Here is a 13,485-nt window from a genome sequence, read left to right as displayed (position 1 = left end):
CTTTACTTGTTACGTTCTCAAATTTTGGAATTAAATTGCAGGTGATTTGATGCTGGAACCCGGACAAAAAATTACATCTGTCGATTTTAACTTGACCACATTACTATCAACACTCTAACTAAAGGAAAAAAAATGGCTACTTTTAATCTTGGTACAGTAGGCACTAACCCTGTTGTGAGAAACAACTTCACTTTAAATACATCCGATCCCACTGATGTCTTTCAGTTTCGGATTGATGGTACTAAAAACATCAATTTGGCTGTAACAGATATCAGCACTGGTGATGATGCTGAGTTGTTTCTTTTCCGAGATAACGGTAACGGCATCTTTGATTCCAACGACCAACTGGTTAATTTTTCCACTCGGTCTAGCAACAAAGATGAGTCTATCAATGAGCGAGAAAATGCGGGGACTTATTTTGCCCAAGTTCGTCGCTTTGCTCCTGGTAGTTCTGGCACTGTAAGTTACGATTTTGCTGTATCTGCAACTACACCCAATTCGACATCTGGTTTCAGCAATCTTCTACCTAAAGAATTTGAACTTGGTAATTTGTCAGCCGATGTTACTCGCTCTGGTTCTGTAGGTGACTTCGACACCACAGATACTTACCAGTTCTCTCTAGGATTATTTGAAGGTGTCAATATTACACTGAATAGACTCCTAGCTGATGCTGATATCCGACTGATTCAGGACTTTAACAACAATCGCATTGTTGATGCAGGTGAGGAAATTGCACGCTCTACTAGGGGTGGTACTGCGTCGGATGTAATTTCTAACATTAACCAATCTGGTGACTACTTCTTGCAAGTACAGCAATTTAGTGGCAATACTGGCTACAGTTTGACTTTTGACCACTTCACCACCCCCTTTGCTTAACATCGGTAAGTGTTACTTGAAAGCATTGTAAGGCAATGCTTTCAAGAGTATGCAAATATTGCAAGCGGTAGAGAACTATACCTGAACTTTGCCGCTTGCATTCCTAAATTTTATAACTGCACGGATTAAATATTTCTACAAATATGAGTAAAGTTTTATAAATAAGTAAGCAGGGGAGGCAGGGGGAGAAAAAGAAATAAGTGTATTTAGGACTATAACGGTCGTAAAAAATACTAAAATTTTATCTTCACTTCCCCTGCTCCCCCTGCCTCTCCTGCCTAAAAAAGCTCTGTTCACCATGTATCTCACTTTTTCGCGTTGCTCCTGTCCCTCGCTCGACACTTTGGGGTGGCAGCAGCAAGCCTTACCTGAGCAAGACGCACAGTTCGCGTCTACGACTGAATGAATTCTAGGAGATCGGCATTGATCTGGTCTGCGTTCGTCGTCGGCATACCGTGCGGGAAACCCTTGTAAGTTTTCAATATCGCGCCCTTGACCAACTTGGCGCTCAACGGGCCGGAGTTGGCATAGGGTACAATCTGGTCATCATCGCCATGCATCACCAGGGTCGGCACTGAGATTTTCTTCAGATCCTCCGTGAAGTCGGTCTGGGAGAAAGCCACGATGCCATCATAGTGAGCCTTAGCTGCGCCCATCATACCTTGGCGCCACCAATTCTCAATTACCCCTTGGGATGCCTTCGCGCCCGGACGATTGTAACCGTAAAATGGCCCAGCAGGCACGTCCCAATAAAATTGCGCTCGGTTGGTGGCCACCTGCGCTTGGAAGTCGTCAAATACTTCTTTGGGCAGACCGCCGGGATTTGTGGGGGTCTTTACCATCAGTGGCGGCACTGCGCTGATGAGGACAGCCTTGGCGACACGACTCTCGCCGTGGCGTGCTATGTAACGTGTGACTTCACCGCCGCCGGTTGAGTGACCGACATGGATGGCATTCTCTAAATTAAGATGCGCGGTGAGTGCGGCAAGATCATCGGCGTAGTGATCCATATCGTGTCCATCACCGACTTGGCTCGAGCGTCCGTGACCTCGCCGATCGTGAGCGATGACACGATAGCCGTGACTCAAGAAGAATATCATCTGGGTGTCCCAGTCGTCGGCTGATAGAGGCCAGCCGTGTGAAAAAACGATGGGCTGGCCACTGCCCCAGTCCTTGTAATAAATCTCTGTCCCGTCTTTGACTTTGATTGTGGTCATGTATTTTTCTCCAGTAAGTTGTTTAAGCGGTGGTGACGGGTTTGTTGATAAGCAATTGTAAAATACCAACCGCGCGATAACTACCTAAAATTAGCTGGTTATTATATAAAATTTTTCCACATAACATCCTCAATTAGAATCTTTTGCGGAAAATTTTTGAATATCAGTGCAAATAAAATACTGCTAAAATCCGTAAACTTTGCAAAAATTTTGGGTTTTCGAGACGCGATAAATCGCCGTCTCTACAAGTGCTTTGGTCTTATCTGAACTGTATTGCTTTAAAATCTCGTTTTTAGCCAGAGTCGAGAAATGCTGCTGCAAGGGAGGCGGAGCCTCTAGGACGGCGTTCCCAGTGGGAGACTGGGAACGAGATAATATCTAAAAGTTTGTACTAGGCTAGTTTTCACTTAAGTTGACACCAATGAAGGTCTTGTACCCCTAAGTTTGCGGAGCGTACCGCAGGGATGGGATATTTTTTTAACTGGAAGTCCCTAAAACCGTAAAATTTCTCTATCGTATTCATTTGGTGTTGGTTCAACTTCCCATACCAAACCCTCTCCTGGTTCCAACTCGACATCAATATAAAGCTGAGGCATCGCTTCTGTTGCCGTATCCTCATTATTAACGAAATGTTGCAAATCTTCGGTTAATAGTCTCAGCTTAAATCCGGCTGGAATCATGGCATCTGGATTTTTATTGCGTAATTCAACTCGCCATACATTGTTTTCTAAATTACCTCTGAGAAATACGCGCAATTCGTAAGCTTGACTAGCAATTGTCAACTGTCGAGACAAATAAACACTTGATTCATTAGTTTCTCGGCTTCGCACACCACGAGGAGCTAATTGCAATCTGGTAATTTCCCAACCAAGCTGCTGTGCTAAATTCGATACTCCTGCTTGCAACCATTCTTGAATTGACCACTGTTCAGATAACCCTTGGCGTTGCTCGTACAAGCGTTGTCGCCAGCCGCCATGTGCTAATAATGCTCCCCAAAGTTCAAAGGGAATTGCTAAACGCGGAAAGACTATTTCAGAATTGCCCAATCGTTTGAGTAAGTTGTCAGCTTGTGCTAAAGGTAATGTGGGTAAAGGTGCAATTGAGTGACGTAAAACTTCTTCTGGGCAAAGTTGACGGCTAATCCACAAAGCATTGATATCTTTAATTAAATCATTTTCATCTAAAGAGTAGGCGCGATCGCTGGCATCATAAACCCCTTTGGTTTTTAATTGACGATGGGTCGTATATCCCCAAATTGTTGCCCAGCCAGCATTCGGATTAACTTGGACTGCAATATAATAATCAGCAACCCAATCGGGAATATCTACCCATTCTTGAGGTACGCGCAATTCTGCTGTGTCAATTGCCGTTGTGGGAATTAATACTAATCGTATCTCTTCAGAAGCGATCGCAGTTCCATTTACAAATTCCCAAAAACTCGGTAACGCTGCTGTTTGAGTCCAAATGGCATTTGGAATTTCTTCTTCTGTCAACCAGGGTAAAAATGCATCTAAGCACATTTGGTTAACACGACCTCGCCAGCGTGCCACTGATGTGGAAAAAGCTGGTAATTCTCGCGTTTGCGATGATAAAGAAATTTCCAAGGTTAGCTGTTCGGGAATTGAGGTGACATCAAAAGTCATTTTAAAGACTCCACTGGCGATGACAGAACGAGAGGGCGATAGTGAGCAATCAACCATTCTTCTAGGGAATTGCTCATACTATCGATTACGTCAGATTTCACGGGAATATGCAGTGCTTTTTGACTCCACTGGGCTAACTCCATCAGTAAAGTTTTTTTGATTTTAGTTAGTTGGCGAGAAACTGTATATTGTTTGACACCTAGCTGTTGAGCAATCTGCTGCTGGGTTAATTCTTGCTTGTAGTATGTTTGCAGAATTACTTGGGCTTGGGTATCTAATTTTGCCAGCGCATCGCTCAAAACCTGATTGATTTCCGTACTCCGCAAGGCGATGTTTTCTACTTCTTCTTGGGTAATGATTTCATTCAACACCGAGTCTTGAAAATTGTTCGTCAGGCGGTCAAGTAATTCGCCTGTTTCTTGTCCAGGTGCAGGGATATCTAGGGAAACTGAGGTGGGATATTGAAAAGAACGCACAGCTTTCGCACAAGTAACTAACCAAGTTTCCAGATTTTCTGGAGTGCAGGCTGGACTGGGAGAAGTTAGCCGACTGAGGCGTTCAGTGTTGTAAATCTGGGCGATCGCCTGTAACGTCAAATTATCCGGTTTAACAAGTTTGTGAGCATTTGCAGCCTCGTGGGGCGCATAAAATTGCAAGAAACAACTCCAAGCTAAAACATAGCGTTCAATAATTTGGGATGGATAACCTGCCTGTTTGAGAGATTCTACCAAACGCTTTTGACTCAGTTTGTGCAGCAATCCCCAGTCAGTGCAGATATCAACTTCTTGACGCTTGCGTAATAAGTCTTTAATCAGATTGCTAAAGGTGTATTCTGCATAGATTTTCAAATTTGAACCCAATTGTGGGTTAAAGCCTTTTATAACTTTATCAACACGAGCGATCGCTGTTTGGAAAAAGTCACCTACAGAATGTTGTCCTGGCACATTCATTTTCATTTTTCTCGCAACCCAGTAGCAGACTTCCTGCAAATAGGCTGCAATGTGAGCAACCGCAATTGGACTTGCTTGGACTTGCCAAATCCGATGCCAGTAAATAGCCCAAAATATTTCTGACTCTTGCCCAGAAGACTGTTCTAGAGAATTCTGCATACTCCGTCGCAGCTTAGAATCAGTAACCCAACGGTCAAAGCTATCACCTTTAAACATCACAAAGGTGGAAAAAACTTCGATAATATTTTGCCTTAAACGCATGAGACTTGAATTTTTATAGCGAATAAATTTAAACTACTTTCCTTTAGTGACATTTTCCTGAAATTGAGCAAACTGATCAAAAATCGGTGGGAATCCCATGCCAACAAGAGGAGTGTTCGGGATAGCCGCCCGCCGATTTAGTCATTAGTCATTGGTGCTAAACTAATGACTTCGATTTCCCCCTGGTTGAAGCCCTACGGTGTACACACAAATCCTTTTCACCCCCTCTAACTCCCCCTTGGCAACGGGGAGAATAGGAATTTCCCCCCTTGCCAAGGCTGCCGTGTATACACAAATATTTTAAAGTTACTGCTTAACATAGGGCAGATTAATTTTTGCAGGTCAATGCAACAAAGGTGCAGGTCAATGCAACAAAGGTGCAGGTCAATGCAACAAAGGTACAGGTCAATGCAACAAAGGTACAGGTCAATACAACAAAGGTACAGGTCGATGTAATAAAGGTACAGGTCGATGCAACAAAGGTGCAGGTTAAAAGATTTGTGTATACACCGTAGCTTGGCAAGGGGGGATTAAGGGGTGTAAATCCAGGGTTTGGGCTTTACTACCAAGATGTGTATAAACCGTAGGGTTGAAGCTGAGGGATAAGTTAATAAACAGATCCAGCAATCATCCCAGCAAGTAAAATAAAACCAATCCACACATTTTGCCGAAACATTTGACCATAAACAGGATTAGGTAAGTCTTGCTGTCTTAATCGTAGAGACTGCCAAATCCAAGCAATAGTAGCAACAGCAAGGCTAATCCAGAAGGCTAAGTGCAGATGTATAACTAGGCCTAACCAAGCCAACAATAAGATTGTGCCAGCAAAGAAAATTCCAATGGCGAGAGGGGCATAATTCCCAAAAAATAGGGCGCTAGAATTAACACCAATGCGGCGATCGTCTTCCTTGTCGCTCATTGCGTAAACAGTATCAAATCCTAATGTCCACAGAACAGTTGCGCCCCAAAGTAACCAAGTTGGTTGAGAGATGGTTTGTGTGACTGCACTCCAGCTAATCAATACCCCAAAGCCCCAAGCGATGGAAAGTACCAGTTGTGGTACAGGAAATACTCGCTTTGCGCCTGGATAAAGCAGAATTATAGGCACTGCTGCCACACATAACCAGAAACTCAGGGGGTTAAGATAAAAGGCCAGGACTGCTGCACATACTAGCGATACGATCGCAACTACAATCCCAACTTTCACAGATAAAGCACGAGAAGCGAGGGGGCGATCGCGTGTTCTCTCCACTTGTGGATCAATATCCCGATCCCATAAATCATTGACAACACACCCGGCCGCACTCGTGGCCAAAGTACCCAATATAATTACACCAACCAGAGGTAAGGGTGGTTTCCCCGAAGCTGCCAAAAACACAGCCCAAAGGGCAGGAATCATTAAAATTAACCGTCCTTCTGGTTTATGCCAGCGCAAAAGCCGGATAATTGTAAGCCAAGTTGGTGACTGTGGGCGTTCTGGCGTCGTTAACATAAGATTGGGTATTGGGCATGGGGCATTAGGCATTGGGCATTGGTATTAGAACTTGGAAGTTGAGCTTCTGAAGGTGGAAGTTGAGCTTCTGGGGCTGAACCTTCAAGTTTTACTCATCATGTCCAATGCCCAATGCCCAATGCCCAATGCCCTATTCCTTAATTCACACATCTTTACATCTATAGAATAACGTTATTTGTTATTTGTAAATACATAACCGAAAGTGGCAACTTTAAATACCTTTAAATAGTCACTAGGTTAGAAGCAGTAGGGTGAATATACTTAGCTCAGTTTTTCTTGAGCAAATTGAGTTTCGATTACTAAGTATTTTTTTGTATTTACTCAGTAATCAGCTTGAACAAGTGCGTTGTAATAAATATCAGTGCCAGCTACCCCGACATACCATCGTTTGCCATCGTTTCTTAATAAAGAGAGAAAACTAGATGCTGAATTTAGTTTCGGCTAGTTGGGAGAGTGTTCCAACTCAACCACCTAACCAACATCGGATTATTGCTGCCATTGACTTGGGAACGAATTCTCTACACATGGTAGTAGTCAAGATTGACCCCACACTACCAGCTTTTAGCATTATTGCCAGAGAAAAAGAAACTGTCAGACTTGGCGATCGCGATCTCACTACTGGGGAACTCAAACCGGAGATAATTAAAAAGGCGATCGCGGCTTGTGGACGTTTCCAAGAAGTTGCCAAAACTATCAACGCTGAAACTATCATCGCGGTGGCAACTAGTGCTGTGCGAGAAGCCCCCAATGGGAAAGATTTTTTGCACCAAATAGAAACGGAGTTAAGTTTAAGCGTTAACTTGATATCTGGTCAAGAAGAAGCGCGACGAATCTATCTTGGCGTACTATCGGGCATGGAATTTCACAACCAGCCCCATACCATTATTGACATTGGCGGTGGTTCCACAGAATTGATTTTGGGGGATAGTCAACAACCGCGGACTCTCACCAGTACCAAAGTTGGTGCAGTGCGACTCACTGGCGAGTTAATTACCACTGACCCCATCAGTAACACCGAGTTTCAGTATCTCCAAGCTTATGCACGCGGAATGTTAGAACGTTCTGTAGAAGAATTGTTAGCAAACCTAGAATTTGGGGAATCTCCGCGTTTGGTGGGTACTGCGGGCACAATTGAAACCCTGGCAATAATTCATGCACGAGAAAAGTCTGGTGTTATTCCTTCTACTCTCAATGGCTACCAGTTTAGTCTTAAAGACTTGCAAGAGTTAGTAAATCGCTTGCGGAAACTGAGTAATTCTGAAAGGGCTGATATACCTGGGATGCCAGAGAAGCGGGCTGAAGTTATACTCGCGGGTGCAGTCATATTACAGGAAGCAATGACCCTTTTGGGTGCGGAATCGGTAACAGTTTGTGAGCGTTCTCTGAGAGAGGGCGTTATCGTAGATTGGATGCTAACCCACGGTTTAATTGAAGACAAGCTGCGCTATCAAAGTTCAGTTCGGGAACGAAATATTCTCAAACTCGCTAATAAGTACCACATCAATTTAGAATACAGCGATCGCGTGGCGAAATTTGCCGAGAGTTTATTCGATCAAACTCAAGGTACTCTACACCACTGGGGATCTGACGAGCGACAATTGCTGTGGTCAGCAGCAATATTACACAATTGCGGTCACTATATCAGCCATTCCTCTCACCATAAGCACTCTTACTATCTAATTCGCAATGGAGAATTACTCGGTTATACAGAAACCGAGATTGAAATCATTGCCAATTTAGCGCGTTATCATCGCAAATCGCCGCCCAAGAAAAAACATGAAAGTTACCAGACTTTGCTGACTAAACACCAGCGACAAATGGTCAGTCAATTGAGTGCAATTTTAAGATTGGCAGTGGCGTTAGATAGACGACAAATTGGTGCGATCGCTCAAGTGCAATGTGAGTATTATCAACAACTTCAGCAGGTCAATTTGCTAATTTTTCCATCTAAATCTGATGATGATTGTGCTTTAGAACTCTGGAGTTTAGATTATAAAAAAGGAGTGTTTGAGGAAGAATTTGGAGTGAAATTAGTAGCGACTTTAGAAAAGTCTAACTTTGCAAACTTGTCTTAGAAAGTAGTGGCATGGCAAGACTAAATTGTTGCAAGAAATTTGTATGGGGAGCCACTGCGTTGCGCGGTTTCCGCGCGTTATAGCGAGTGGCATTGGAGGCTTTGCCAAAGCCAACATCTTGATCTGACAATTCAGGTCATCTGGAAAACCTCTCTCTAAATCTCTCTCCTAAAAGGCTACGGTGTACACACAAGTCTTCTAGAGCTGCATTACAGGCTTTTGATCCCCCCAACCCCCCTTTTTTAGGGGGGCAAAAAACTCTCAAAGTCCCCCTTAAGAAGGGGGATTTAGGGGGATCTAGAACGATTTTGGTTTTCTAGAAAGATGTGTGTACACCGTAGCCTAAAAGGAGAGAGACTTTGAACTTTCCCCCTTCCCACGTCGGCAAGGGGGTTAGGTTTTTGGTGGACTTTTTCACATAACGTGAAAAATCAACATCTTGATATATGTGGGGTTACGCTCTGCTCCACCCAACCTAAATCTAATGCACAATTTTTTTGCTTGCCACGCCAGTAGTGTGCGTTAACAGAGTGTGACGCACCTATACAGGAATCCAGTTTTATTCTTGAATTTACTTGCGTGAACAGGGAACAGAAAAAAAGGATAGATACGTAGTGAGTCTTGTAGGAGTCCTATAACTTGTATTCTATTTTCGTGATAATTCATTAGCTTGAAAAATTAGGCTGAATATAAAAGCTTGAGGTAAAAATCAGATTAAATTTATCTAGGAACAATTCAAGGTGGTATAGTGAGTAAACAATACCACCTTAAACAAGACTTTTTATTATAATATTTATCTAATTTTGACATCCTGCTTAAGGATGAATTTATAATTTGCTTAAGACGCATTCAAAAACAAAAAATAGCAATTATAATAAAGTTAACAATCTATTTTATATAGGTTATGTTGCTATTGGATATCTAAGCCGGGAAAACTTAGATATCCTTATATAAAATTTCAATAAAGCAGGCTCAATTGTTCGGTTTTATGCAATGGAGAATGCTCATACAGTTTTAGTTTACTAATGATAGAAATACGTTGGTAGTGCCACGGCATTTGTTATCGGTATCAACTGACCGTTAAAACGGCCTTTTGTAGACGCAGTTACAAAAGGCTTTACCTACCTCCGTGGGTTAAGGACTTCCAAATAAAAAATACTCAACTACTTCTTGTAGGGTAATTTATTTGTGGGAAGTCCCTTACACCTCAATTTTTTCTTAGTCTGCAAAGAAATAGGGATGCAGAGGTAAGCGCAGAGAATTCGTTACGAAACCTGAGTATTCTTTCCTTTTCTCCAAGATGCCTGCGATGCCTACGGCGGCAAGCTACGCAAAACTACATAATTCGGTAAGATTGGGTAAAGCAATTTTTGCGCTTGTTAAACAAAGGCATCAGCAAACCCATGCAACTGAAACTCAGTGCATCTCGACTTCCCTTCGCCCCACTACTGTTAATCGCCCCCTTTTTTCTATGGGGAACGGCAATGGTAGCCATGAAAGGAGTGATACCCCATACCACACCGCTATTTATGGCGGGAGTGCGTTTGATACCCGCAGGGGTGTTAATTTTGATTGCAGCAGCATTCATGGGTAAACCCCAGCCGAAAGGTTGGGCTGCATGGTTGTGGATTGCCTTATTTGCCCTAGTTGATGGGACACTATTTCAAGGCTTTTTGGCAGAGGGATTAGTTAAAACCAGTGCAGGGTTAGGGTCTGTAATGATTGATTCACAACCCTTAGCTGTTGCGTTGATGTCGTTGTGGTTATTCCAAGAACACATTGGTTTTTGGGGATGGCTGGGGCTAGGCTTGGGAGTCACAGGTATTAGTTTAATTGGTTTACCTGATGAGTGGATTTTAAATTTTCTCGACTCAGGCGCAAATATTACAATAGGCAACTGGCAAGATTTGTTTGCTAGTGGTGAGTGGTTAATGCTGTTAGCAGCACTATCAATGGCAGTGGGAACAGTTTTAATTCGGTTTGTGTGCCGATATGCTGACCCAGTAAGCGCTACAGGATGGCACATGATTCTGGGTGGATTGCCACTATGGGGAGTTTCATCAGTTGTCGAATCACAGCAGTGGGAGAATCTGGGAGGATCTGATTTAGCAGCTTTGAGTTATGCTACCGTATTTGGCAGTGCGATCGCCTACGGTTTATTTTTCTACTTTGCCTCTAGTGGCAGTCTCACTAGTCTTAGTTCCCTCACCTTCCTCACACCTGTCTTTGCGCTACTATTTGGCAATCTTTTTCTATCAGAAGTCCTTAGTCCGTTACAGTGGATAGGAGTATTTCTAACTTTAATCAGCATCTATCTAATTAACCAACGTGATGCTTTAGCAGGACAAAACGACACAATTACCGTCAGCGAAATAGCTAATATAAAGCAACCAGCTTTAGAAAAATCTGCTAAAAAATTGAACCCCATAAGTTTAGTAGTCAGAGAATCTGAACCAGAAACTTTACCCTAACTCGTTAAAATAATTCGTAATGACGCTCCTATGTCGCTACCGCTGCGCTAACGTAATTCGTAATTCGTAATCAAGTAGGAAGATGAAGGAGATCAGGGAGAACACCCAATGCCCAATGCTCAATAAAAAATGACAGTTAACATTTGGTCATCAAGAAGGTATTGTGGGATCGAAGACTTCAAAAGCACGTTTAGGCTAAAACTTGCAATATGAGGCTATGCCGTTCCTCAATTCTGATATTTACCTGTTTTTCTTGTGTGGGTTTTTACCCAAGTCGCTCAAGTATAGCGACACCTAACCTAGCACCTAAAATTTTAGAACTTGCACAAGCGAGTTCGATAGTTACTGCTAGTCCGGCTGTTTTGAGATATGGTAGTCGAAAATCAGATGTGCAGAGACTACAAACCCAATTAAAGCAGTTGGGATACTACAGTGGTGTAGTAGATGGACAGTACAGTACCAGTACGGAAATCGCTGTAACTAAATTCCAGAAAGCAAAGGGTTTAAAAGTAGATGGTCTTACGGGTCTGGAGACTAGTAAAAAATTGCAAGCTGCTTTGGCTAGCAAAAATCAGATTATCACTTCTCCAATAGTTGCCTCTCCTATTGCAACTTCTAAACCAACTGCAAAACCCAAGCCAATCGAGAGAGGCTTTGTCTGGTGGTTAATATTTGCCATCGGAGTTATGGGATGTATAGGCGGACTTTTTTACCTGCTGAGATGGTTTCGTCAGGTCAAACATGGCAATCTAAGCAGAGTTCAAAAGCCCGAAATATCTAATACTAAAAGTTTAACTGAAGCTAACAAAAAACCCATGATACCATCCTCACCAGAGACTATAACTAACTCACAAACAACTACGCCACCACCTCCCCCACAATTGCTGCTACCAGAAAAAACTTCCCGTCTTGCTAAACTCAATATCGTTGACGAATTGATTCAAGACTTACGCAGTTCTGACCCCACGAAACGGCGCAAGGCTATTTGGGATTTGGGTCAGGAGGGAGATTCGCGGGCAATTCAACATCTAGTTGACCTGATGATTGATGCTGATTCTCAAGAAAGCAGTTTAATTTTGGCAGCTTTGGCAGAAATTGGTACTCGCACACTCAAACCGATGAACCGTGCTTTAGCAATTTCAATCCAAGACGAAAGTCCACAGGTGCGGCAAAATGCGATCCGTGACCTGACACGCGTTTATGACATGATGGGTCAAATGACTCAGATGTTGCGCCATGCGCTGGAAGACCCAGACCCAGATGTGCAAGCAACAGCACGATATGCTTTAACTCAGATGAATCGAATGCGTGGCTTGCCAGAACAACAAAGTCTACCGGAAGATTCAGACCACAATTCACTAGAATAGAGTCACGTCGCTTTGCTTTGAATTCAAAATTCTTGCATTATTCATCCCCATAAATAAATTTAGTTGCTCTGTATCATGAGTCATTTTCGGTGATTCGATTTTAGATTTTTTCTTCAATCGAAAATTTAAGCTATGCTGAAAACGCACCTTTGTTGCCACCTAAAATTTAAAATTGACAGTGGAGTAAGTTTAAGTCTGCTGTCAGCCTAAAAATATTTTAACTGGATTTGGATATTGGTATCCGGGCCTGCGACTAAAAATGCTGCTTCACTAAATTTGGGCGCTCTGGTGCGAATTTCTGGGTTGCTAGAAAATCCAAAGCCTTCACTTGGTATACCCAAAATATTGCGATTAAGAATGCGGTCATTATTTTGATCGTGGAAGACTGCAACGGCGTAATTACCTGCTTTCAAGTTGTCAAAGGTAATTGGTAAGGGATTATCAGTAATTTTGGTACACTGCTTTTGTAAAACGCGATCGCGATCGCTAGGAAATCCTTTACTGCTTGCAAATATACTCGCACAGACTTGTCCTTCTTTATTCTTCAAGCCATCTATTTCCACAGTAAGTTTGCCGTTGAAATTTGCCTTGGCACTAAATGACCATGCCAGATTTCCCAGAACTGCTAATACTAGCAGACTAACTCTCAATCCTTTAATCATAAAATTTTCACAGAATCAAATAAGTTTTGGTGAAATTTAAGTTTTCACTTTAAGATCGCGCAGATTCATATTGGCATTATTCGACCAATACTCGCAATATTCCTGTTACATTTCGTCTCTATATTTGTCTAAGTAGGAGGTACAACTGTACGCCTCTACCTATGAGAAATTACGCATTGACAATAAATACCAAATATATATTAAGTTTAAAAACCACATCTTTCGTAAGGGCACAGCATGATCTATTTACGTAGTTTACCGCCGTAGGCATCGCAGGATAATTAAGAAAAGCTTGAATTCAAACGAAAAGTAGGAGGAAATAAGCTCAAGAGAGCAGTCAATATAATAGACCTGTCCGAAATATAAATTTGGGGACAAAAAATGGTAGAACGGAGATTTGAGCGTCTACCGTTGGTCTACCATAATGAAAAATCCACTTCATTATATTCA

Annotated in this window: 9 protein-coding genes; 4 read left to right on the top strand and 5 right to left on the bottom strand. The window is 42.5% G+C overall.

Annotation, left to right across the window (positions count from 1 at the left end; genetic code table 11):
• Positions 1-132: 132 nt before the first annotated feature.
• Positions 133-876: a PPC domain-containing protein gene (locus HWQ39_RS19945; RefSeq protein ID WP_292848828.1), complete on the top strand. Its 744-nt coding sequence runs from the start codon at positions 133-135 to the stop codon at positions 874-876.
• A 392-nt stretch (positions 877-1,268) separates the two neighbouring features.
• Here HWQ39_RS19945 and HWQ39_RS19940 read toward each other — a convergent pair whose 3' ends face one another.
• From HWQ39_RS19940 to HWQ39_RS19925, 4 genes are all read right to left on the bottom strand, one after another.
• Positions 1,269-2,093: an alpha/beta hydrolase gene (locus tag HWQ39_RS19940; RefSeq protein ID WP_292848826.1), complete on the bottom strand. Its 825-nt coding sequence runs from the start codon at positions 2,091-2,093 to the stop codon at positions 1,269-1,271.
• A 491-nt stretch (positions 2,094-2,584) separates the two neighbouring features.
• Positions 2,585-3,736 (bottom strand): DUF1822 family protein, encoded by a 1,152-nt coding sequence (locus tag HWQ39_RS19935; RefSeq protein ID WP_292848824.1) that lies wholly within the window; start codon positions 3,734-3,736, stop codon positions 2,585-2,587.
• Complete coding sequence (locus HWQ39_RS19930) at positions 3,733-4,947, bottom strand: sigma-70 family RNA polymerase sigma factor (RefSeq protein WP_292848822.1); 1,215 nt, start codon at positions 4,945-4,947, stop codon at positions 3,733-3,735. The genes HWQ39_RS19935 and HWQ39_RS19930 overlap by 4 nt, the downstream gene beginning before the upstream one ends.
• Positions 4,948-5,554: 607 nt before the next feature.
• Entirely contained in the window at positions 5,555-6,439 is an 885-nt protein-coding gene (locus HWQ39_RS19925) for a 4-hydroxybenzoate solanesyltransferase (protein ID WP_292848820.1), read from the bottom strand.
• Between the two features lie 443 nt (positions 6,440-6,882).
• On the opposite strand from HWQ39_RS19925, the gene HWQ39_RS19920 reads away from it, so the two are divergent.
• The 3 genes from HWQ39_RS19920 to HWQ39_RS19910 all read left to right on the top strand — a co-directional run bounded on the left by HWQ39_RS19920 (position 6,883) and on the right by HWQ39_RS19910 (position 12,373).
• Positions 6,883-8,535: a Ppx/GppA phosphatase family protein gene (locus HWQ39_RS19920; protein ID WP_292848818.1), complete on the top strand. Its 1,653-nt coding sequence runs from the start codon at positions 6,883-6,885 to the stop codon at positions 8,533-8,535.
• A 1,403-nt stretch (positions 8,536-9,938) separates the two neighbouring features.
• On the top strand, positions 9,939-11,006 hold the full coding sequence (locus tag HWQ39_RS19915) for an EamA family transporter (protein ID WP_292848816.1): 1,068 nt from the start codon (positions 9,939-9,941) through the stop codon (positions 11,004-11,006).
• A 209-nt stretch (positions 11,007-11,215) separates the two neighbouring features.
• A complete protein-coding gene (locus HWQ39_RS19910) occupies positions 11,216-12,373 on the top strand; it encodes a peptidoglycan-binding protein (RefSeq protein ID WP_292848814.1) in 1,158 nt (385 codons plus the stop codon).
• Between the two features lie 206 nt (positions 12,374-12,579).
• Here the strand turns inward: HWQ39_RS19910 and HWQ39_RS19905 are convergent, their stop codons facing one another.
• Positions 12,580-13,035, bottom strand: coding sequence for a DUF2141 domain-containing protein (locus tag HWQ39_RS19905; RefSeq protein WP_292848812.1), 456 nt, complete (start codon positions 13,033-13,035; stop codon positions 12,580-12,582).
• Positions 13,036-13,485: the final 450 nt, after the last annotated feature.

It is taken from the genome of Nostoc sp. NMS8 (assembly GCF_017115045.1).
GTDB lineage: Bacteria > Cyanobacteriota > Cyanobacteriia > Cyanobacteriales > Nostocaceae > Nostoc.
This window is presented reverse-complemented; position numbering and strand designations above follow the sequence as displayed.